Origin of the sequence: Pseudarthrobacter sp. PH31-O2, assembly GCF_030063265.1 — a bacterium.
Taxonomy (GTDB): Bacteria; Actinomycetota; Actinomycetes; order Actinomycetales; family Micrococcaceae; genus Arthrobacter.
Window position 1 is genome coordinate 343522 of record NZ_JASIST010000002.1, and the last position, 21203, is coordinate 364724.

20 protein-coding genes are annotated in these 21203 nt (G+C 66.2%); 16 read left to right on the plus strand and 4 right to left on the minus strand.

Annotated features, from left to right (window positions below):
• Positions 1–42 precede the first annotated feature (42 nt).
• Positions 43–423, plus strand: a complete 381-nt coding sequence (locus QMG72_RS05420; RefSeq protein ID WP_226774253.1) for a DUF485 domain-containing protein — start codon at positions 43–45, stop codon at positions 421–423.
• A complete protein-coding gene (locus QMG72_RS05425) occupies positions 420–2036 on the plus strand; it encodes a monocarboxylic acid transporter (protein ID WP_253033266.1) in 1617 nt (538 codons plus the stop codon). The genes QMG72_RS05420 and QMG72_RS05425 overlap by 4 nt, the downstream gene beginning before the upstream one ends.
• A 129-nt stretch (positions 2037–2165) precedes the next feature.
• Here the strand turns inward: QMG72_RS05425 and QMG72_RS05430 are convergent, their stop codons facing one another.
• Positions 2166–2639 carry an Lrp/AsnC family transcriptional regulator gene (locus QMG72_RS05430; protein ID WP_283479919.1) on the minus strand — a complete coding sequence of 158 codons (474 nt, stop codon included), beginning with the start codon at positions 2637–2639 and terminating at the stop codon, positions 2166–2168.
• A 195-nt stretch (positions 2640–2834) separates the two neighbouring features.
• Here QMG72_RS05430 and pdhA point away from each other — a divergent pair, with 195 nt between their 5' ends.
• From pdhA to QMG72_RS05445, 3 genes are read left to right on the plus strand one after another with little or no spacing between them, the layout of a single operon-like run.
• Positions 2835–4013: a pyruvate dehydrogenase (acetyl-transferring) E1 component subunit alpha gene (gene pdhA, locus QMG72_RS05435; protein ID WP_283479920.1), complete on the plus strand. Its 1179-nt coding sequence runs from the start codon at positions 2835–2837 to the stop codon at positions 4011–4013.
• A complete protein-coding gene (locus tag QMG72_RS05440) occupies positions 4013–5023 on the plus strand; it encodes an alpha-ketoacid dehydrogenase subunit beta (RefSeq protein ID WP_226774249.1) in 1011 nt (336 codons plus the stop codon). The genes pdhA and QMG72_RS05440 overlap by 1 nt, the downstream gene beginning before the upstream one ends.
• Positions 5020–6420: a dihydrolipoamide acetyltransferase family protein gene (locus tag QMG72_RS05445; protein WP_253033264.1), complete on the plus strand. Its 1401-nt coding sequence runs from the start codon at positions 5020–5022 to the stop codon at positions 6418–6420. Before QMG72_RS05440 ends, QMG72_RS05445 begins: the two co-directional genes overlap by 4 nt.
• Here QMG72_RS05445 and QMG72_RS05450 read toward each other — a convergent pair.
• The 3 genes from QMG72_RS05450 to QMG72_RS05460 all read right to left on the minus strand — a co-directional run bounded on the left by QMG72_RS05450 (position 6417) and on the right by QMG72_RS05460 (position 8615).
• Entirely contained in the window at positions 6417–6983 is a 567-nt protein-coding gene (locus tag QMG72_RS05450; protein ID WP_253033263.1) for a hypothetical protein, read from the minus strand. The genes QMG72_RS05445 and QMG72_RS05450 overlap by 4 nt on opposite strands.
• Positions 6984–7059: 76 nt before the next feature.
• Positions 7060–7515: a hypothetical protein gene (locus QMG72_RS05455; protein ID WP_283479921.1), complete on the minus strand. Its 456-nt coding sequence runs from the start codon at positions 7513–7515 to the stop codon at positions 7060–7062.
• A gap of 458 nt (positions 7516–7973) precedes the next feature.
• Positions 7974–8615, minus strand: a complete 642-nt coding sequence (locus QMG72_RS05460) for an SACE_7040 family transcriptional regulator (protein WP_283479923.1) — start codon at positions 8613–8615, stop codon at positions 7974–7976.
• A gap of 155 nt (positions 8616–8770) precedes the next feature.
• Here QMG72_RS05460 and QMG72_RS05465 point away from each other — a divergent pair, with 155 nt between their 5' ends.
• The 11 genes from QMG72_RS05465 (at position 8771) to QMG72_RS05515 (ending at position 21164) form a co-directional block, all read left to right on the plus strand.
• On the plus strand, positions 8771–10378 hold the full coding sequence (locus QMG72_RS05465) for a carboxyl transferase domain-containing protein (RefSeq protein WP_283479926.1): 1608 nt from the start codon (positions 8771–8773) through the stop codon (positions 10376–10378).
• A 7-nt stretch (positions 10379–10385) separates the two neighbouring features.
• Positions 10386–12569, plus strand: coding sequence for an acetyl/propionyl/methylcrotonyl-CoA carboxylase subunit alpha (locus QMG72_RS05470; RefSeq protein ID WP_283479927.1), 2184 nt, complete (start codon positions 10386–10388; stop codon positions 12567–12569).
• Between the two features lie 63 nt (positions 12570–12632).
• Positions 12633–13796, plus strand: a complete 1164-nt coding sequence (locus QMG72_RS05475) for an acyl-CoA dehydrogenase family protein (RefSeq protein ID WP_253033260.1) — start codon at positions 12633–12635, stop codon at positions 13794–13796.
• Positions 13797–13834: 38 nt separating this feature from the next.
• Positions 13835–14629, plus strand: a complete 795-nt coding sequence (locus QMG72_RS05480; RefSeq protein WP_226774241.1) for a CoA transferase subunit A — start codon at positions 13835–13837, stop codon at positions 14627–14629.
• Positions 14626–15399, plus strand: a complete 774-nt coding sequence (locus QMG72_RS05485) for a CoA transferase subunit B (RefSeq protein WP_283479929.1) — start codon at positions 14626–14628, stop codon at positions 15397–15399. The genes QMG72_RS05480 and QMG72_RS05485 overlap by 4 nt, the downstream gene beginning before the upstream one ends.
• Complete coding sequence (locus QMG72_RS05490; RefSeq protein ID WP_283479930.1) at positions 15396–15929, plus strand: MaoC family dehydratase; 534 nt, start codon at positions 15396–15398, stop codon at positions 15927–15929. The genes QMG72_RS05485 and QMG72_RS05490 overlap by 4 nt, the downstream gene beginning before the upstream one ends.
• Before the next feature lie 4 nt (positions 15930–15933).
• A complete protein-coding gene (locus QMG72_RS05495; RefSeq protein ID WP_283479932.1) occupies positions 15934–16767 on the plus strand; it encodes an HpcH/HpaI aldolase/citrate lyase family protein in 834 nt (277 codons plus the stop codon).
• A gap of 207 nt (positions 16768–16974) precedes the next feature.
• Positions 16975–18159 carry a 1-deoxy-D-xylulose-5-phosphate reductoisomerase gene (gene dxr, locus QMG72_RS05500; protein WP_226774237.1) on the plus strand — a complete coding sequence of 395 codons (1185 nt, stop codon included), beginning with the start codon at positions 16975–16977 and terminating at the stop codon, positions 18157–18159.
• Positions 18160–18178: 19 nt separating this feature from the next.
• Positions 18179–19510 carry a M50 family metallopeptidase gene (locus QMG72_RS05505; RefSeq protein ID WP_283479934.1) on the plus strand — a complete coding sequence of 444 codons (1332 nt, stop codon included), beginning with the start codon at positions 18179–18181 and terminating at the stop codon, positions 19508–19510.
• A 413-nt stretch (positions 19511–19923) separates the two neighbouring features.
• A complete protein-coding gene (locus tag QMG72_RS05510) occupies positions 19924–20685 on the plus strand; it encodes a MarR family transcriptional regulator (protein ID WP_283479936.1) in 762 nt (253 codons plus the stop codon).
• On the plus strand, positions 20682–21164 hold the full coding sequence (locus tag QMG72_RS05515; protein WP_226774234.1) for a hypothetical protein: 483 nt from the start codon (positions 20682–20684) through the stop codon (positions 21162–21164). The genes QMG72_RS05510 and QMG72_RS05515 overlap by 4 nt, the downstream gene beginning before the upstream one ends.
• Positions 21165–21203: the final 39 nt, after the last annotated feature.

The window sequence follows — 21203 nt, forward strand, 5'->3', positions numbered from 1 at the left end:
GGGCAGCCGGTGTGGACTCAAATCTCTCAATGAGGAGGAACGATGGGTCACGAAGCCCAAAATACGGACGCCGCGGCGGCCGTGGACTTCAAGGAAGTCCAGTCGACCGAGCGGTTCCAGGAACTGCGCAAACGTCACCGCAGCTTTGTCTTTCCGATGGCCATTGCTTTCCTGCTCTGGTACTTCGCCTACGTCCTGCTAGCCGACTACGCGGCAGGGTTTATGTCCATCAAGCTATGGGGCAACATCAACGTTGGCCTGGTCATGGGGCTGGCGCAGTTCGTGACCACCTTCGCTATCACCGGCTGGTACGTCAGTTACTCAAACCGCCGGCTCGACCCGATCGCCGCAGAAATCCGCCACGAAATCGAAGGCCACGAATTCGATAAAAACGGCAACCAGATCACCGGAGTAACAAAATGACGCTTATGGTTCCCGCAGTCAACGTTGCGGATCTCAAGGACACCACCCTGCTCAACATGGGCATCTTCGCGGTGTTTGTGGCAATCACCATGGTGATCGTGATCAAGGCCAGCCGCAATAACAAAACGGCCGCAGACTACTACGCGGCCGGACGGTCCTTCACCGGCCCGCAGAACGGCACCGCCATCGCCGGCGACTACCTCTCGGCGGCTTCCTTCCTGGGCATCACCGGGGCCATTGCCATCAACGGCTATGACGGTTTTATGTACTCAATCGGTTTCCTCGTCGCGTGGCTCGTCGCGCTGCTGCTCGTCGCTGAGCTGCTGCGCAACACCGGCAAGTTCACCATGGCCGATGTGCTCTCCTTCCGGCTCAAGCAGCGCCCGGTGCGGATTGCGGCAGCCATCTCCACCCTCGCCGTCTGCTTCTTTTACCTCCTCGCACAAATGGCCGGAGCGGGCAGCCTGATTTCCCTGCTGCTGGGCATCAGCGACTGGGGCGGACAGGCCCTGGTGATCATCGTCGTCGGCGCCCTGATGATCATGTACGTACTGATCGGCGGTATGAAGGGCACCACCTGGGTCCAGATCATCAAGGCCATGCTCCTGATCGCAGGTGCCGCCGTGATGACCTTCTGGGTCCTCGCCATCTACGGTTTCAACCTCTCCGACCTGCTCGGTGGAGCGGTGGAAACCTCGGGCAACCCGAACATGCTCAACCCGGGCCTGCAGTACGGCAAGTCCGAGACCTCCAAGCTCGACTTTATGTCCCTGGGCCTGGCCCTGGTGCTTGGTACCGCGGCCCTGCCCCACGTGCTGATGCGTTTCTACACGGTTCCCACCGCCAAGGAAGCCCGCAAGTCCGTGGTCTGGTCCATCGGGCTGATCGGCGTGTTCTACCTGTTCACCCTGGTCCTGGGCTACGGCGCCGCTGCGCTCGTGGGCGCTGACACGATCAAGTCCGCCCCCGGCGGGGTCAACTCGGCAGCACCGCTGCTGGCATTCCACCTGGGTGGACCGCTGCTGCTCGGCTTTATCTCCGCGGTGGCCTTCGCCACCATCCTGGCCGTCGTCGCCGGGCTGACAATCACCGCGGCGGCATCGTTCGCGCACGACATCTACGCCAGCGTCATTGCCAAGGGCAAAGCCGACGCCGACACCGAAGTCAAGGTCGCCCGCCGCACCGTGGTGGTCATCGGCCTGCTGGCCATCGCCGGCGGCATTTTCGCCAACGGCCAGAATGTCGCATTCCTTGTGGCCCTCGCCTTCGCGGTGGCTGCCTCGGCCAACCTGCCCACCATCGTGTACTCGCTGTTCTGGCGCAAGTTCACCACCCAAGGCGCCATCTGGAGCATGTACGGCGGCCTGGGCTCGGCGATCATCCTGATCGCGCTGTCCCCGGTGGTCTCGGGTGCCAAGACGTCCATGATCCCGGGCGCCAACTTCGCGATCTTCCCGCTCAGCAACCCAGGCATCGTCTCCATCCCGCTCGCGTTTATCCTGGGCTGGATCGGTTCGGTGCTGGACAAGAATCTGGAAGACACCACCAAGCAGGCCGAAATGGAAGTCCGCTCCCTCACCGGGGTGGGCGCCGAAAAGGCCACCGACCACTAGTCATCAACAGCCGGCGGAACGTCGCCGGCCGGCAAGGCCAAGAGCCCCCGTGCCATCCGCACGGGGGCTCTTCCTGTGTGATCGTGCCAAGCCGGCGGCGTTCCGGGCGGGAACCCGGCGTCGGAAATGTCAGCCGTCGGCTGAGCCGCGTTCCAGCAGCGGCTGGATCCGGAACGGGATCATCTCGCTCATGGCCAGCGCGGTGTCCGTCCGGTCCACACCGCCGCAAGCCAGGATCTTTCCGTTGATCCGGAACAGATCCTCGGCATCGAGCGCCACGACCCGCAGCAGCAGGTCGGCCGATCCGGTGAGGCCGAAGCCCTCCAGGATCTCCGGGATGTCAGCCAATTCCACCGCCAGCTGGCCGAGCTTCTGCTGCTGGACGTGCACCGAAATGAATGCCATCAGGGGGTAGCCCAGCGAGGCCGGATTGATGCGGCGCTCAAAGGAGAGGAATACGTGTTTATTCTCCAGCTGGGCCATCCGGGCCTGCACGGTATTCCGTGAGAGACCCAGCTTCTGTGCCAGCGCAACCACGGTCCTGCGGGGGTCCCGCGCCAGGGCAGAAAGCAGGCGGGTGTCGGTGCCATCCAAGGGTTGCATAGTGCGCAAGATTAGCACGGTCCACTGCGGCCCGGCAGTGCAGAATGCTCAATTAACGTGCAGCCGGTTGTACCCAATGAGAGTTGTGAGTAGGGTCACAACTATCCGGGGCAACGGCGCCCGGGCGGCTGGCGCACACCGGGATCACGAGTCCCGAAAGTTCCGGTCAGACGACGTCAGAAGGTGCGGAAAACTGTGTTTACCGACGACGCGGGCAAGGGCGGCATTTCCGCCGGTGGCCCCGGAAACAGTGCAGAATCAAACAGGCGCTCGGGCGGGGACCTCCTCCAGCTCATCACCCCCGGGGGTGAACGCGTCAGCCATCCGGAGTTCGACCCCTGGGTCCAGGACGTCAGTGACGAGCAGCTCGGGTCGCTCTACGAGGACATGGTGGTGATCCGCCGGATCGACACCGAGGCAACCGCCCTGCAGCGCCAGGGCGAGCTGGCCCTGTGGCCCCCGCTGCTGGGCCAGGAAGCGTCCCAGATCGGCTCTGCCCGTGCCCTCCGCGACGACGACTTCGTCTTCCCCAGCTATCGCGACAACGGCGTCGCCTATTGCCGGGGCGTCAACCCGGAGGACATTGTCAAGGCCTGGCGGGGCAACGCGCTAGCGGGCTGGGACCCCTACACAGTCAACGTCGCAACCCAGCAGATCATCATCGGCGCCCAGACCCTGCACGCCACCGGCTACGCGATGGGAATCCAGAACGACGGCGCCGATTCAGTCGCCGTGGCGTACTTCGGTGACGGTGCCACGAGTGAGGGTGACGTCAACGAGGCCCTGGTGTTTGCCGCCAGCTTCCAGTCCCCGGTGATCTTCTTCTGCCAGAACAACCACTGGGCCATTTCCGAGCCGGTCCGGCTGCAGTCCCACATCCAGATCGCGGACCGTGCTGCAGGGTTCGGCATCCCCAGCATGCGGGTAGACGGCAACGACGTCCTGGCCGTGATGGCGGCAACCCGGATCGCCACCGACCGGGCGCGCCGCGGCGGCGGTCCTACCTTCATCGAGGCCGTCACCTACCGGATGGGTCCGCATACCACGGCCGATGACCCCACCAAGTACCGGGACGCCAACGAACTCGAGGACTGGGCCGCGAAGGACCCGATCGCCCGGTTGAAGTCACTGCTTGACCGCACGGGACTGCTCACCGCGGAACGTGAAACCGCCGTCGCCGCCAAGGCGGATGCGGTGGCCAAAGCGCTGCGGTCCGGGACCATCAACATGCCGGAGCCGGCGCCGATGGACATCTTCAAACACGTCTACAGCACCCCGCATTCCCCGCTGGAGCGCCAGCAGGACCACTATTCCCGTTACCTGGCTTCCTTCGGCGATCCCGCAGAGGCCGCTTCTGAAGAAGGTGCACGCTGATGACGCAGATGACCTTTGCCCGAGCCATCAATTCGGGCCTGCGCAAATCCCTCGAGAATGATCCCAAGGTGATCCTCATGGGCGAGGACATCGGCGCCCTCGGCGGTGTCTTCCGCGTCACCGACGGGCTGCAGAAGGATTTCGGCACGCACCGTGTTGTGGACACCCCGCTGGCCGAGTCCGGCATTATGGGCACAGCCGTAGGCCTGGCCTACCGCGGGTACCGCCCGGTGGTGGAAATCCAGTTCGACGGTTTTATCTACCCGGCGTTCGACCAGATCGTCAGCCAGGTCGCCAAGATGCACTACCGCACCCAGGGTGCGGTGAAGATGCCCATTACCATCAGGGTGCCGTTCGGCGGCGGCATCGGGTCCCCGGAACACCATTCCGAATCACCCGAGGCCTATTTCACGCACACCTCGGGCCTGCGTGTGATCTCCGTGTCCAACCCGCAGGACGCCTACACGATGATCCAGCAGGCCATCGCCTCGGATGATCCAGTGTTGTACTTCGAGCCCAAACGGCGTTACCACGACAAGGGCGAGGTGGACGAAAACCTGGAGCCCGCTGCCGCGTTGCCGATGGAAAAGGCCCGGGTGGTCACCGTGGGCACAGACGTCACCCTCGTGGCCTACGGCCCGCTGGTCAAGACTGCCAAAGACGCCGCCCTCGCCGCGGCGGACGAGGGTATTTCGATCGAGGTCATCGACCTGCGCTCACTGGCCCCGCTGGACTTCGCAACCCTGGAGGCCTCGGTCCGGAAGACCGGCCGGCTCGTTATCACCCACGAAGCGTCCCAGACCGGCGGAATCGGCGCCGAAGTCGCCGCGGGCATCACCGAACGCTGTTTCTACCATCTCGAGGCCGCCCCGGTCCGGGTAACAGGCTTCGACGTCCCCTACCCGTCCTCAAAGCTTGAAATGCACCATCTCCCGGGACTGGACCGCATCCTGGACGGCGTCGACCGTGCCCTGGGCCGCCACAACTCCCTGAGCGGACTGGAAGGATGAGCGCCACCATGATCAAGGAATTCAGGCTCCCGGACCTCGGTGAAGGTCTGACCGAATCGGAAATCGTCGCGTGGAGAGTCGCGGTGGGAGATACCGTCGCGCTCAACCAGATCATCGCGGAAGTGGAAACTGCCAAGGCCGTCGTCGAGCTCCCCTCGCCGTTCGCCGGCGTTATCACCGTGCTGCACGAACAGCCCGGCACCGTCGTCGAGGTGGGCAAAGCGATCGTTTCCTTCGAAGTGGAGGCCGACGCCGGCGAGGCAGCCGCCGACGGGGCAACCGCACCTGCCGCGCGCGAACCGAATCTCGTCGGTTACGGCGCCGTCCTGGAAGCCTCGGGCCGGCCGGCGCGCCGCGCCCGGAACTTCGCCGCCCCGGTTGCCTCAGCCGCCGTCCAGCACGTCCGGTCCGCCCCGGTCCTCGAACCGGTCCCGGCCGTGCCGGTGCTGCCGGTGGACCAACCCGTCGAGACCCGGCCTGCCGCTTCGGACTCCGCCGAACGCCCACGGTCCACACCGCCGGTGCGCAAGCTGGCCAGGGATCTCGGCGTTGATCTCGCTGCGGTCACCGGCACCGGGGAGTTTGGGCTGATCACCCGCGATGATGTCCGCAACTTCGCCGGCGGCGGGGACTTGCCGGTGGCGGGCCGTGGCCTGGCCGGGGCGTCCGAGCAGGACGTGGTCCCGGGCCGGGGTGAGCGGGAAACCCGGACGCCGATCAAGGGCGTGCGCAAGTTCACTGCCGCCGCGATGGTCTCCAGCGCGTTCACCGCGCCGCACGTCACGGAGTTCCTGACCATCGACGTCACCCCGACCATGGAACTGCTGGCGAAGCTCAAGGCCAGCCGGGCGTTTGCCGGCTACAAGCTCACTCCGCTGACCCTGGTGTCCAAGGCCGTGCTCATCGCACTGAAGAACCACCCGACGCTCAACACCCGCTGGGACGAAGCGAACCAGGAGATCGTCCAGTACAACTACGTGAACCTGGGCATCGCGGCAGCTACCCCGCGCGGACTGACAGTGCCGAACATCAAGGATGCCGACCGGATGTCCCTGCTGGAGCTTTCCGCCGCGTTGACGGAGCTGACGGACACGGCGCGGTCCGGCAAAACGAGTCCGGCCAACCTGTCCGGGGGGACGATGTCCATCACGAATATTGGTGTCTTTGGCATCGACTCCGGTACTCCCATCCTGAACCCGGGAGAGGCAGCAATTCTGGCGCTCGGTGCGGTGCGGAAGATGCCCTGGGAGTACCGGGATGACGTCGCGCTGCGCCAAGTGATGACACTGAGTCTTTCTTTCGACCACCGGCTGGTCGACGGCGAGCAGGGTTCGCGTTTCCTGCAGGATCTCGGGACTATTCTCACCGATCCGGCGATGGTACTGGCGATGGTCTAGCGCTGGTCCGGGGACGGCGCCGGGCCGCCCAGGAAACGCAGCAGCTGGCGCGGAACAGGGGCCGAATTTTCGCGGGAAAGCGGCCGCGCGCCGTCGGGGCCTTGCGGATCGGTTGACAGGTGCTGCTGAACGCCGTCGATCCGGCTGACCAGGTCCCGGATAGCGTCCAGATGGGAGCCGAAGATAAACGGCCATGGACCGTCTGGAGCGCCCAGGATCAGTTCGGGGAGCGGGGTGTCGTCCGGCATGCCCCACGCGCTGGCCAATACCCGGGCGGCAATGTCCCGGGCCAGCCCGGCCGTTCTGAGTTCCAGCAACAGCGCGCTGCGCTCCGGTGTTCCACCCGGCGGCAGGGAATCCGCCTGGTGCAGGGCCGCGAGCACAGCAGCCAGATGCCGGCGTTCTTCCCACAGTGCGGCCGACAATTCGTTGGCAGCACCGTCGGCATGCCGCAGCGGAGCAGCCGGCGGTATCCGCCCGGGCACGCCGGCTGCCGACTGTTCCGCGTCCCCGGGGGACATCCGGTGCAGGTGCCCGGCCGTGAAGCGCTCACCAGGTTCCATAAGGATCAGCCTTTCAGGTAGTCGGGGGGCGGGCCGGGCAGGCAGTATTGGCGGGGAGCAGCCCCGGATCCGGTCACTACCCGGAACCGGAAGCGAAACTGCGGGCGGCGGTGAGCACCCGCACGGCGGTGTCGTCGCGTTCGCTGTCGCGCAGCAGCCGTGCGGGCGACGAATCGCCCAGTAGCGGGTTCATCGCGTCGAACCAGGCCTGAATTACCTCCGGGCTGCACGACTCAGTCAGGGAACGGGCAATCTGGTACGTGTCCCGCAGCCGTTTCACAGTGGGTGCCGAGGGGGACCGCTCGTGGGCTATCCACTGACGCACGGCGCGGGTTTCCTTGACTGCGCCGATCTGGGCCACAAGGCGCAACCCAATCAAGTCAGAGAGCGCCTGCACCAGCGCAGGAACCTCCATACTTACCGCATCCCGGTAGGCTTTCTGCGCGCCGTCGGGTGTCCCCGGCGTGGTCATCGCCGCCCGCCACGGACGCTGTTGTCCGCCGGGCTGCGGCGCGTTCGTGGCTGGCTGCACAGGTGAATTACCAGGCTTTCCAGCGGCTTCGAATTCTGGACTGCACCCATTATTCAGCGGCTCCTGTTGGTGGGCTGAGCTTCCGATGCTTGGAAATTTACGCCCGGGGAGCCGCTCCGGCCCGAGTGGCCGCTACCCGATTCCTGCCGTCGAGTGCACGGATGGTGCGCATCCGGTACGTGTAAATCTGCGAACCACTACTTGTTAAACGGCAATAATCACTTGCTAAGTCAAAGGGTTAGCCACAACAAATCGCGTACGGAATGCACCTAAAATCACAGCACTCTGAACCGTTAAAACGCACTGTGAATCACATGTAATCGCTATCCGGATGGCCCTGTTCGGATGGCCCCGTCCGGATGGCCTGTTCGGATGGCCCCGTCCGGATGGCCGCTGTGCGGAAGGCGCACCCTGGGCGCCGGATCCGCACGTACCTGGGCGCGGGCGACGGTGCCGCGCTAACCCTGATCCGTAACCGCCCCGGCCGCCGGCGCCAGGAGCGCTGCGAGCGCCATGCTTTCCAGCAACGGACGGGCCCGTTTTGCGGCCATCGGGCGTCCGTGGCCCCGGACCGAGTGGGGTGTGGAGTTGATTAGTCCGAAGGTGGCGTGGGCGCGCAGGCGCAATTCTGCCGATTCCGTGCCGGCATGCAGCGCGGCGAGAACTTCCACCCACAATTCCACGTAGCTGCGCTGGAGCATACGGACCTCCGACTGGTCCGCGGTGGCCAGGTTGCTGAAATCCTGGTCCTGGACCCGGATGACGTCGGGGCGGCTCAGGGCGAAGTCAACGTGGAAGGCCACCAGTCGCTCCAGCGCGGTCGCGGCGTCCCCGGATGCTGCCACGACGCTGCGGCCGCCGGACAGCAGGTCCTGGCTGACGCTCAACAAAAGCGCGCCGAGGACGGCCTGCTTGCCGGCGAAGTGCCGGTAGACGGCCGGGCCACTGACGCCCGCCGCAGCCCCGAGATCCTCGAGCGACACACGGTGGTAGCCCTCCGCCGCGAACAGCGCGGCGGCCGCGGACAGCAAGGCCTGGCGCCGGAATTCCTTCGCCTGGCTGCGCTGGCTGGTCTGGCTGGTCTGGCTGGGGCCGGTCACCGGCACATCCCCTCATTTCACTGATGCCTGTGTTGGACATCACAGTTAATAGAGACTAACCTAAATCTCAGTTATACGTCACTAACCGAATGGCCGGAACTCGCCGGTGATCATCGGTCGCCCCGCAGCAAGCGGGCCAGGAACGGAAGCAGTCAATGGAGACAATCGCCAGTCAGGTGGACGCCGCGGGTGCTGACTTCGCCGCGAACCGCGAGGCCCAGCTGGTGCTGGCCCGGGCGCTGAAGGAACGCCTCGCCGCCGCCGCGCTGGGCGGGCCGGAAAAGTCGCGGGAACGGCACGTGGCCCGCGGCAAGCTGCTCCCGCGGGAACGGATCGATCGGCTGCTCGATGACGGCAGCCCGTTCCTGGAGATCGCGCCGCTGGCTGCCGAGGGCATGTACAACGGCGATTCTCCCGGCGCCGGCGTGATTGCCGGGATCGGGCTGGTCCATGGCCGCCAGGTCCTGGTGATTTCCAACGACGCCACCGTCAAGGGCGGGACGTACTACCCGTTGACGGTGAAGAAACACCTCCGGGCGCAGGAAGTCGCCATGGAGAACCGGCTGCCGTGTATCTACCTTGTGGATTCGGGCGGGGCGTTCCTGCCCAAGCAGGACGAGGTTTTCCCGGATAAGGAGCACTTTGGCCGCATCTTTTTCAACCAGGCCAGGATGTCTGCGGCCCGGATCCCGCAGATCGCCTCGGTGATGGGCTCGTGCACCGCGGGCGGGGCGTATGTTCCCGCGATGAGTGATGAGACAGTGATTGTCCGTAACCAGGGCACCATTTTCCTGGGCGGCCCGCCCTTGGTGAAGGCCGCGATCGGCGAGATCGTCACGGCCGAGGAACTCGGCGGCGGGGAGGTGCATTCGAAGATCTCCGGTGTCACCGACCACCTGGCCGAAAACGATGAGCATGCGCTCCGGATCGTCCGGGACATCGTCTCCACCCTGCCGAAGCCGGCGGAGCCCGCCTGGGACGTGGATACCGCCGTCGAACCGGTTGCGGACCCGGCGGAGTTGTATGGCGCCGTCCCCACGGATGTGAATGCCCAGTACGACGTCCGCGAAGTCATCGCCCGGCTGGTGGACGGCAGCCGCTTCCACGAATTCAAAAAGAACTATGGCACCACCTTGGTGACCGGTTTCGCCAGGCTGCACGGCCACCCGGTGGGGATCGTGGCGAACAATGGTGTGCTGTTCAGTGAGTCATCGCTCAAAGGCGCGCACTTCATCGAACTCTGCGACCAGCGCGGCATCCCGCTGGTCTTCCTGCAGAACCTCTCCGGTTTTATGGTCGGCAAGGACTACGAGCAGGGCGGCATCGCCAAGAACGGTGCCAAGATGGTCACCGCCGTCGCCACCGCCCGGGTGCCCAAACTGACCGTGGTGATCGGCGGGTCCTTCGGCGCCGGAAACTATTCGATGTGCGGCCGGGCCTACTCGCCGCGCTTCCTGTGGATGTGGCCGGCGTCCCGGATCTCCGTGATGGGCGGCAACCAGGCCTCCGGTGTGCTCGCCACGGTCAAGCGGGACCAGTTCGAGGCCCGCGGCGAAGAGTGGTCGGCCGCGGACGAGGAAGCGTTTAAGGCACCGATTAAGGCCCAGTACGAGGAGCAGGGCAGCCCGTACTATTCCACCGCCCGCCTTTGGGACGACGGCGTGATCGACCCCGCGGACACCCGCACCGTCCTGGGACTGGCGCTCGACGTCGTCTCCCGCACCCCGCTGCCGGAGACCTCCTTCGGCCTGTTCCGGATGTGAGCCAACAGTGACTACGACTCCTGCAACCCCCGCTAAGCCGCTCTTTGGCACCGTGCTGGTCGCCAACCGCGGCGAGATCGCCTGCCGTGTGATCCGGACCCTGCGCGCCCTGGGCATCCGTTCGGTGGCGGTCTATTCCGACGCCGACGCCGGTGCACGGCACGTGCGGGAAGCCGACGCCGCGGTGCGGATCGGCCCGGCAGCCGCCGCCGAGAGCTACTTGAAGATCGAGGCCATCATCCAGGCCTGCCGCGACACCGGCGCCGAAGCAGTTCACCCGGGTTACGGGTTCCTGAGCGAAAACGTCGACTTCGCCCGCGCCCTGGAAGCGGCGGGGATTACCTTCATCGGCCCCGGCGTGGAATCCCTGAATGTTATGGGGGACAAGATCCGCTCCAAGAACCATGTCACCGGCTACGGCGTCCCGGTCGTCCCGGGCATCGCCGAGCCCGGCATGAGCGACGCGCGGCTGATCGCTGCAGCGGCCAGCGTCGGCTTCCCGCTGCTGATCAAGCCCTCCGCCGGCGGCGGCGGGAAGGGTATGCACATCGTCGACCGGCCCGAGGACCTCGAGGCCACCCTGGCCACCGCCCGCCGCGTCGCGGCAAGTGCCTTCGGCGACGACACCCTGTTTCTGGAACGGCTCGTCACCACCCCGCGGCACATCGAGGTCCAGGTGCTGGCCGACAACCACGGCAACGTGATCCACCTCGGGGAGCGTGAGTGCTCGCTGCAGCGCCGCCACCAAAAGGTCATCGAGGAGGCACCCTCGCCGCTGCTGGAGTCCCTGCCCGACGGCGCGGAGATCCGGGCCCGGATCGGCGAGGCAGCCTGCCAGGCCGCGCGCAGCGTCAGCTACTCCGGCGCCGGCACCGTGGAATTCCTGGTCTCCGACAACGCCCCGGACGAGTTCTTTTTTATGGAAATGAACACCCGGCTGCAGGTCGAGCACCCCGTGACCGAAATGGTCACCGGCGTCGACCTCGTCGAATGGCAGGTCCGGATCGCGGCCGGCGAGGAACTCACCGTGGCCCAGGACGATGTTGTCCTCACCGGGCACTCGGTGGAGGCCCGCGTGTACGCCGAGGTGCCGGAGAAGAACTTCCTGCCCTCCATCGGAGAGGTGGTGCTGCTGGACGAAGTGCCGGATACCGCGAGTGGCAGGATCCGGGTCGACTCGGCACTGCTGGAGGGCCTGCAGATCTCTTCAAGCTACGACCCGATGATCTCCAAGGTCATCGCTTGGGGGGAGGACCGCACCGCCGCCCTGGACACGCTCGACAAGGCGCTCGCCGGGTATACCGCGCTGGGGATCGACACCAACGTCGAATACCTGCGCCTGCTGATCAACGACGCGGACGTCCGCGCCGGGCGGCTCGACACGGGCCTGATCGAACGGAAGATGCCCGATTTCGGCTTCCGGCGGGTGGACGACTTCGAATTGGTCGCCGCCGCTGTGTATGCCCTGGCCATGGAGGAGCACAACACGTCCGCCGTTGACGGACCGTGGCGGCGGCGGGAGGGCTGGCGTCTCGGCGCTCAAGCTCCGCGGATGCTCAGTCTGGGAACACCAGGCGGCGGTGTAGCCTCCGTCTACGTTCACGGCAGCGCAGCCTCGGCTGAAGTGACAGTGGCGGTCGGCGACGGCCCGCAACGCAGGGCAGCCCTGCAGTTCCGCAGGCGCAACGACATGGTGCTGACCCTGGACGGTACAGCCCGGGCCTACCGCCTTGCCCCGGTCTACGCCGGAGCGGTCACACCGAGCTGGGACAACCCGGCGCCGGGGGTCCCTTCCGGACTCTTCCTCGGCAACGAGGGATGGTCCTGCCGGCTCGAGGTGCTGACCCGCGAGACGCGGCTGGCCCGGGTGCTCGCCGCCGTCGAACGCGAGGAAGGCGCCGCTGACCCAGCGGTGCGCTCGCCGATGCCCGGCACAGTGGTGTCCGTCTCGGTCGAAAACGGCGACGCCGTGACAGCCGGCCAGGTGCTGCTCGCGGTGGAGGCCATGAAGATGGAACACCAGCTCGTCGCGCCCTTGGCTGGCACCGTGCACATCAGCGCTACCTCGGGCGACCTCGTCAAGGCAGACCAGGTCCTCGCCACCATCCACCCGCACGCCCCGGTTCCGCCGGCGGACGCCGCCGAGGACACAGTCGAGGAAGCCACCATCTCCATGGGCGCCGCGGACTAGCGCCGCACACCTTCAGCACCATTCCCCAGCAAACAGCCCCACAGACCCGACGAAGGAGTCACCATGCCAGATTTTGAACTCAGCGAGGAATACCAGGACCTCAGCGACACCGTCCGCGAATTCGCGGACCAGGTGGTTGCCCCGGTCTCCGCCAAGCACGACGAGGAACACAGCTTCCCCTACGAAGTCGTCGACCAGATGGCGGACATGGGCCTGTTCGGCCTGCCCTTCCCGGAGGAGTTCGGCGGTATGGGCGGGGACTACTTCGCCCTCGCCCTGGCCCTCGAACAGCTCGGCCGGGTGGACCAGTCCGTTGCCATCACCCTGGAGGCGGGCGTCTCGCTCGGTGCCATGCCAATCCACCGCTTCGGCAACGAGGCGCAGAAGCAGGAATGGCTGCCGCTGCTGGCCTCCGGCAAGGCCCTCGCCGGCTTCGGCCTGACCGAACCGGAAGCCGGCTCCGACGCCGGCGGCACCAAGACCACCGCCCGGCTCGAAGGCGGGGAATGGGTCATCAACGGCAACAAGGAGTTCATCACCAACTCCGGTACCGACATCACCCGCCTTGTCACCGTCACCGCTGTCACCGGCCAGGCGGAGCGCCCGGACGGGAGTATCAAAAAGGAAATCTCCACCATCCTGGTGCCCGCCAACACCCCCGGCTTCACGGCGGAGAAGGCCTACAACAAGGTCGGCTGGAACGCCTCGGACACACACCCGCTGACCCTGGACAACGTCCATGTCCCGGAAGAAAACCTGCTCGGCACCCAGGGCCGGGGCTACGCGAACTTCCTCTCCATCCTGGACGAGGGCAGGATCGCGATCGCGGCGCTGGCCGTCGGCGCGGCCCAGGGCTGTGTGGACCAGTCGGTGAAATACGCCAAGGAACGCAGCGCGTTCGGGCAGAACATCGGCAAGTACCAGGCCATCGCGTTCAAGATCGCCCGGATGGAAGCCCGGGCACACACCGCACGCCTGGCCTACTACGACGCGGCCGCCAGGATGCTCGCCGGCAAGCCGTTCAAGACGCAGGCGGCCATCGCTAAGATGGTCGCAGGCGAGGCAGCCATGGACAACGCGCGGGACGCCACCCAGGTGTTCGGCGGCTACGGCTTCATCAACGAATTCACCGTGGCACGCCACTACCGCGACTCCAAGATCCTTGAAGTCGGTGAGGGCACCACCGAAGTCCAGTTGATGCTGATCGCCCGCGAACTGGGGCTCTGACCGGCCGCCGGCCGCAACTGTCGAGGGAAGGGTCACCGATGATCAATAAAGTTGTTGCCAGCGCGGCCGAGGCCGTCGCGGACATCCCTAACGGAGCCTCGCTCGCCGTCGGCGGATTCGGGCTGTGCGGGATCCCGGTGGCCCTGATCGAGGCCCTGCACCGGGGCGGCGCCACGAATCTGGAGACCGTCAGCAACAACTGCGGGGTCGACGACTGGGGACTCGGGATCCTGCTCAAGGAAGGCCGGATCCGCCGCACCATCAGCTCCTACGTGGGGGAGAACAAGGAATTCGCCCGGCAGTACCTTGCCGGTGAACTCGAGGTGGTCCTCACCCCACAAGGCACACTCGCCGAGAAGCTGCGTGCCGGCGGTGCCGGTATTCCCGCGTTCTACACCCCGGCCGGCGTCGGCACCCAGGTCTCCGAGGGCGGCCTGCCGCAAAAGTACGACGCCGACGGGAACGTCGCGATCGCCTCCGCGGCAAAGGAGGTGCGCAACTTCAACGGCGCCGACTTCGTGCTGGAGGAGTCGCTGACCCCCGACTTCGGCCTCGTGCACGCCTGGAAGGGCGACCGGCACGGAAACCTCGTGTTCCACGCCACGGCGATGAACTTCAACCCGCTGTGTGCCATGGCAGCGAAAATCACCATCGCCGAGGTCGAGGAACTGGTGGAGCCAGGGGAGCTGGATCCGGAACACGTCCACGTCCCGGGCATCTTTGTCCAGCGCGTAGTGCTGGCGCCCGGCGTCGAGAAGCGGATCGAGAAGCGGACCGTCGCGGTGCCGGCCTCCGGCCCCGTGTCCGGCAGCACCGACCAGGCAGGAGCATGACTGTGAAGACGAACAATGCGCAGGGGGAGCCGCCGCGTCCGGAGGCGGTCCGGCACGAATACCGGCGCTCCGCCGTCGTACATCCCGCCGGTCTGAGCCCTGACACGAAGGGCTGGACCCGCCACGAACTCGCCGCCCGGGTGGCGCAGGAGCTGCACAACGGCCAGTACGTCAACCTCGGCATCGGGATGCCCACGCTGATCCCCAACTACATTCCGGCCGGCGTTGAGGTGGTGCTGCACTCGGAGAACGGAATCCTCGGCGTCGGGCCCTACCCGGGGGCGGGCCAGGTCGATCCGGACCTGATCAACGCCGGCAAGGAAACCGTCACGGTCAACAAGGGCGCCGCCTTCTTCGATTCAGCCGCCTCCTTCGGCATGATCCGGGGCGGGCACGTGGATGTGGCCGTGCTCGGCGCCATGGAGGTCGCCCAGAACGGGGACCTGGCCAACTGGATGATCCCCGGCAAAATGGTCAAGGGCATGGGCGGCGCCATGGACCTCGTCTTCGGCGCCAAGAAGGTGATCGTGATGATGGAGCACGTGGACCGCAACGGCAGGCCCAAAATCGTGGAACACTGCACACTGCCCCTGACCGGAAAGGGCTGCGTGGACCGCATCATCACCGACCTCGCCGTGATCGACGTCGTGACCGAGGGCGGGAAGTCCCGGCTGGTGCTCCGCGAACTTGCCCCCAATGTGTCCGTGGAAGACGTGGCCGCGGCCACCGGCGCCGAACTCTTCGAGGAAGACCAGGAACTGACGGTATGAGGACTGAACCATTGCGGGCGCGTCAGCCCCGGATCGTCGAACAGCGCGGCCTCTATTTCGACGAGCTCGAGGAGGACGTGGTCTACGCGCACCGGCCCGGCCGGACCGTCACCGAGACGGACAACGTCCTCTTCACCACCATGACCATGAACACCCAGGCGCTGCACCTCGATGCCGCCTGGAGCGCGGACCAGCCGTTTGGCCAGCGCCTGATGAACTCGATGTTCACCCTGGCCACCGTCGTGGGGCAGTCAGTGCCGCAGCTGACCCAGGGCACGATCATCGCCCAGCTGGGGATGACTGACGTGTCCTTCCCGCACCCGATGTACCACGGCGATACCCTCTACACCGAGACTGTGGTGACCGGGAAACGGTTATCCTCCTCCCGCCCGGGGCAAGGGATTGTGACCCTGAAGCACACCGGCCGGAACCAGGACGGCGACGTTGTTGCGCTCGCCACCCGCAGCTGCCTGATGTGGGTGCGCGAAGCACATGCAGAGGCGCAGAATGCGCGCAAGAGCGGAGAATAGACAGATGAGCTTCCTGATGGGTCCTGCCCTGCTGTTTTGCCCTGCCGACCGCCCCGAGCGCTACCAGAAGGCTGCCGAGCGCTCCGACGCCGTCATCGTGGACCTGGAGGACGCGGTGGCCCCGGCGGATAAACAGCGTGCCCGCGGCGCCATCCTTGCCCAGCTCGGGGCCACCGGGGACGTCCCCGAGCTCGATCCGAGCCGGACGATCATCCGGATCAACCCGGCCGGCACCGCAGAGTTCGAAAAAGACCTACACTGCCTCAAGCACACTCCGTACCGGCACGTGATGCTCGCCAAGGCTGAAAGCGCCGGGCAGCTCAAGGAACTCGAGGGGTACAGTGTCATTGCGCTCTGTGAGACGGCACTGGGGATCGTCAACGCCGCCGCCATCGCCGCGGAACCCAATGTGGTGGGCCTGATGTGGGGTGCAGAGGACCTGCTCGCCTCGCTCGGCGGCACCTCCAGCCGGACCGACGACGGCGCCTACCGCGCGGTGGCGCTGCACGCCCGCTCCACGGTGCTGCTGGCCGCCCGGGCGTTCGGCAAGGAAGCGGTTGACTCGGTGTACGTCAACATTCCCGATCTTGAAGGGCTCGCCGCCGAAGCCCGTGACGGCGTCGCCTCGGGCTTTGGGTCCAAGGCCTGCATCCATCCGCACCAGGTCGCGGTGGTCCGCGACGCCTATGCGCCCTCCGAATCCGAGGTCACGGCGGCCAGGGAACTCCTCGAAGCGGCTGCCTCGGCTGGCTCCGGGGTGTTCCAGTTCAACGGCAAGATGGTCGACGGCCCCATCCTTAAGCACGCCGAGTCAACGCTCCGCCGCGCCGGGCACTAGTTTCCGGGCTTGCGGCTCCTGCGCCGGGCCACCGAAGATTCCCAACGTCGGCCCTTCACCAGGAAAAACGGACCCCCATGGGAAACAAGGTGCCCAGGGCGACCGTGAACGCTGTCCCGCGCCCCGGCGGTTCGTGCTCACCCTAGTTGCGAAATGCCAGCCCGGCAGGCACCACAAGCACTCAACCCCGTGCGGGATACTTAAGACATGCAGCCGCGCAAGATCGTCCTCCTCGGGTCCACAGGTTCCATTGGCACGCAGGCGATTGAGGTCGTCGACGGCGCCCCGCACCTTTTTGAGGTCATTGCGCTGAGCGCGGGCGGTGGCAACCTCGAACTCCTCGCCCGGCAAGCCGTCCACACCCGGGCCCAAGCCGTCGGCACCGCGTCCGGCGACGCGACGGCCCTCCAGACGCTGATCGACGACGCCGCCCGCGCCCAAGGGGTGAACGGCTACCGTCCCGAGATCATCACCGGGCCGGACGCCGCCACCCGGATTGCCGGGATCAAAGCCGACGTGGTGCTTAACGGCATTACCGGTTCCATCGGCCTGGCGCCCACCCTGGCGGCGCTCAAATCGGGCGCGACCCTGGCGCTGGCGAACAAGGAGTCCTTGATTGTCGGCGGCGCCCTGGTCAAGGCCGCCGCCCGAGAGGGCCAAATCGTCCCTGTTGATTCCGAGCACTCGGCTATCGCCCAGTGCCTGCGCGCCGGGACCGCGGCCGAGGTGGATCGGCTGGTCCTCACCGCTTCCGGCGGCCCCTTCCGCGGTATGAGCCGGCACGAGCTGCGCACTGTGTCCCCGCAGGACGCCCTCGCCCACCCCACTTGGGATATGGGCCTGATGGTCACCACCAACTCCGCCAGCCTGGTGAATAAGGGCCTGGAAGTGATCGAGGCGCACCTGCTCTTTGACATCCCGCTGGAGAAGATCGACGTGGTGGTCCACCCGCAGTCCGTCGTCCACTCCATGGTCCAGTTCATCGATGGCTCAACCATCGCCCAGGCTTCCCCGCCGGACATGCGCCTGCCGATCGCCCTGGGCATCGGCTGGCCGGACCGGGTGCCGAAGGCCGCGCAGGCCTGTGATTGGAGCAAGGCCACCAGCTGGACCTTCGAACCGCTGGACACCGCGGCGTTCCCCGCCGTCGGGCTGGCGAAGCATGCCGCAAAACAGGGGAGCACCTTCCCGGCTGTCTTCAACGCAGCGAACGAGGAAGCCGTGATGGCCTTCCACGCAGGCCGGATCCGGTTCACCGATATCGTCGATACGATCGAAGCAGTCCTCAGCGAACACACAGGATCCTCCAAGCTGACCTTGGAGTCCGTGTTGGATGCTGAACGATGGGCACGAGCCCGCACCCACGAACGTTTAGCCATCAGCAGCGTCTAGGAAGCAGCAAATTACGCCCATGAGCCCCGTCCTTCTTTTTATCCTCGGTGTCGTCTTTGTGGCGATCGGCATTGCCGTGTCCATTGCCCTGCACGAAGTGGGGCACCTGCTGCCTGCCAAGCTGTTTAAGGTCCGCGTCACGAAGTACATGATCGGCTTCGGCCCCACGGTTTGGTCCAGGAAGAAGGGCGAGACCGAGTACGGCTTCAAAGCACTCCCGCTGGGCGGGTTTGTCTCCATGATCGGGATGTACCCGCCGAACAAGGAGGATGGCACGGTACGTCCCTCCAGCACCGGTATGTTCCAGTCCCTGGCTTCGGACGCCCGGTCGCTCGCGCATGAGGAAGTCGGACCCGACGACGGCAACCGCGTCTTCTACAAGCTGCCGGCCTGGAAGAAGATCATCATTATGCTTGGCGGCCCGGCCATGAACATGCTGATCGGGCTCGCGCTGACGGCCGTGCTGCTGATGGGTTTTGGCATCGCCACCCAGACCACCACGATTGCTGATGTCTCCAAGTGCCAGGTCAAGGCCGGCGAGACCGTGGACCCGAACTCCGCTGACTGCAAGCTCACGCCAGCAGCCGCCGCAGGCCTGTTGCCCAATGACGTCATCACCTCCTTCGACGGCAAGTCCGTCACCAGCTGGGACGAGCTCACCGGCTGGATCCGCGCGTCCGCGGACAAAAAGGTTGCCATCACCGTGGAGCGCGACGGCGTTCCGGTCAGCACCACTGTCACCCCCGTGCTCTCTGCCCGCCCGGTCGTTGGGGTCGACGGCCGGCAGGCCAAGGGTGCCGACGGCACGCTCCAGTACCAGGACGTCGGCTTCCTGGGTGTCGGCGCCCAGACTGCCCTTGTCCGGCAGCCGGCATCGGCGGTCCTGCCCATGGCCGGAGAAAACATCAAGCAGATCGCCGGCGTTGTTGTGAACCTCCCGGCGCGTGTGGCCGGCGTCGCAAAGGCAGCCTTCAGCGATGAGCCCCGCGACCCCAACGGACCCATCAGCGTGGTCGGGGTGGGCCGGGTGGCCGGCGAGGTGGCCGCGATGGAGCAGGTGCCGATGCAGTCCAGGGTGGCCGCCCTGGTGGGCCTGCTGGCCGGTCTCAACTTCGCCCTGGCCGTCTTCAACCTCATTCCGCTGCTGCCGCTGGACGGCGGCCACGTGGCCGGCGCGCTGTACGAGGGCGCGCGCCGCAGGATCGCCAAGCTCTTCGGCCGCCCGGTTCCGGATGCGTTCGACATCGCCAAACTTCTCCCGGTGACCTATGTTGTCGCGGTGCTGCTGATGGGGATGGGCGCCTTGCTGATCTACGCGGACATCGTTAAGCCCGTCAATCTCTTCGGCTGACCCCGCCGCCTTCCGGCCGGCGGAAATCTCCCGTGAGGTTAGGGGCCGTGTTGACACAAAAGAGGACCAGGAAGACGGACCAGGCGACGCGCTGGAGGTCCCAAAGCGGCCACCACAGGATCATCTGTGCCCGGAAATACTAGGCCACTTAGGGGATTAACAGTCCCAGCCTGGGCGGCGAGCGCCATTCCACCCGGCGCGAGAGATCCAAGGTAGCTGCCAAAGACCGCCCAGGCGCCGAGCAGGAGCGGACCCACCTACAGCCGGGCTGTCTGCTCGCGGGACTCGGGGAGCGTGGCTCAGGCAGGCTAACCGGATGACGCTGTTTTTTCTTTATCAGCTCATTTCGGCTTATTTTTGGTAATCAGTTGAAATTGATTGATTCTAGAACATCACCCCTTTAGGGTAGGGCCATGTACGTAATGACAATCGACCAGCGCGGAAGCACTGCCGACGTCGACCGTGTCCCGGCCCTGCTGGCGGAACTGGCCGGGCTCTCCACGGCCGGACACTTCGAGCGTTCCGTGGGCGACGAAGTCCAGGGGGTCCTGGAGCGGCCGGGCGAAGTAGTGGAGATCGCACTGCACGCCCTGCGCAGCGGCCGCTGGTACGTGGGAATCGGGGTGGGGGCGGTGGATCTGCCGCTGCCGGCAAGCCCGCGGGAAGGTTCCGGTCCGGCGTTCGTAGCGGCTCGGGTGGCCGTGGAGAAGGCCAAATCCGGTTCCGCCCATGTGCCCCTCGCCGTCGCCTCGGGAGGATTGCGCCGGGGCGAGGCAGCACCCTCGCCGGCGGGATCCGCCGGCGCCAGTTCCTGCGCCAACGCCGAGGCGGTGCTGCGCCTGATCGGGCGGCTGGTCCAGGACCGGACGGCGGCACAATGGAAAGTCGTGGATGTGCTGCGCACCGTGCAGGACGGCCATGCGGGAACGCATGGAACGCAAAAGATCGCTGCCCGGCAACTGGGAATCACCGAGCAATCGGTCAGCCGTGCGCTGCTGCGCTCCGGCTGGCAGGAAGAATGGGCGGCGAGGCCCGCGGCCGAAATGCTGCTGGCCTTCGCGCAAGGAGTGATCGCAGGCACCAACGAGGCCACCATGGAGTCCACTACCGGCGCCAGCGAGCCGGTCCGTGCCGCGGCTTACCGGACCGCCGACCGTTTGGAAGGAGGCCGGTGAACGCCCTCTGGATCACCCTCGCGCTGCTCATCGCAGGGTTCGCCGGCTGGCCCGTCACGGCGTTGGTCTTCCGGCTCGCCCGGACCATCGATGACCGGCAGGAAACAGGCGGCGGAGCGGGCGATCCGGCGAACGACCCCGCCGCGGACGTCACCGTTGCACCCTCAGTCCCGCTCGTACCAACAGCACCCGCCGGCATCGCGGCACCCGCCGGCACCGCAGCCGCCCCGGTGAGCAGCGTACGGATCCTGCGCGGTGGTGCGATCATCGGAGTGCTGGAACGCCTGGCGGTCTGCCTTGCAATCCTCGCCGGTGAGCCGGTCGCCATCGCGTACGTGGTAGCGATCAAGGGCCTGGGCCGCTTTGCCGAGCTCAAGGAGACACCGGTTGCTGCCGAGCGGTTTATCATCGGCACCCTGACGTCCCTGCTCTGGGCGGCCGGTGTGGCGGCCCTGGCCAAGGTTCTCCTCCTCGGTTAACGCTGTCCCGGATCGGTACCTGGCCGGCGGGGCGATAGT

Bases quoted from the DNA above. Each gene is read 5' to 3' on its own strand.
- QMG72_RS05420 (WP_226774253.1), top strand. From the start codon at position 43: ATGGGTCACGAAGCCCAAAATACGGACGCCGCGGCGGCCGTGGACTTC.
- QMG72_RS05425 (WP_253033266.1), top strand. From the start codon at position 420: ATGACGCTTATGGTTCCCGCAGTCAACGTTGCGGATCTCAAGGACACC.
- QMG72_RS05430 (WP_283479919.1), bottom strand. From the start codon at position 2,639: ATGCAACCCTTGGATGGCACCGACACCCGCCTGCTTTCTGCCCTGGCG.
- QMG72_RS05440 (WP_226774249.1), top strand. From the start codon at position 4,013: ATGACGCAGATGACCTTTGCCCGAGCCATCAATTCGGGCCTGCGCAAA.
- QMG72_RS05445 (WP_253033264.1), top strand. From the start codon at position 5,020: ATGAGCGCCACCATGATCAAGGAATTCAGGCTCCCGGACCTCGGTGAA.
- QMG72_RS05450 (WP_253033263.1), bottom strand. From the start codon at position 6,983: ATGGAACCTGGTGAGCGCTTCACGGCCGGGCACCTGCACCGGATGTCC.
- QMG72_RS05465 (WP_283479926.1), top strand. From the start codon at position 8,771: ATGGAGACAATCGCCAGTCAGGTGGACGCCGCGGGTGCTGACTTCGCC.
- QMG72_RS05475 (WP_253033260.1), top strand. From the start codon at position 12,633: ATGCCAGATTTTGAACTCAGCGAGGAATACCAGGACCTCAGCGACACC.
- QMG72_RS05480 (WP_226774241.1), top strand. From the start codon at position 13,835: ATGATCAATAAAGTTGTTGCCAGCGCGGCCGAGGCCGTCGCGGACATC.
- QMG72_RS05485 (WP_283479929.1), top strand. From the start codon at position 14,626: ATGACTGTGAAGACGAACAATGCGCAGGGGGAGCCGCCGCGTCCGGAG.
- QMG72_RS05490 (WP_283479930.1), top strand. From the start codon at position 15,396: ATGAGGACTGAACCATTGCGGGCGCGTCAGCCCCGGATCGTCGAACAG.
- QMG72_RS05495 (WP_283479932.1), top strand. From the start codon at position 15,934: ATGAGCTTCCTGATGGGTCCTGCCCTGCTGTTTTGCCCTGCCGACCGC.
- dxr (WP_226774237.1), top strand. From the start codon at position 16,975: ATGCAGCCGCGCAAGATCGTCCTCCTCGGGTCCACAGGTTCCATTGGC.
- QMG72_RS05505 (WP_283479934.1), top strand. From the start codon at position 18,179: ATGAGCCCCGTCCTTCTTTTTATCCTCGGTGTCGTCTTTGTGGCGATC.
- QMG72_RS05510 (WP_283479936.1), top strand. From the start codon at position 19,924: ATGTACGTAATGACAATCGACCAGCGCGGAAGCACTGCCGACGTCGAC.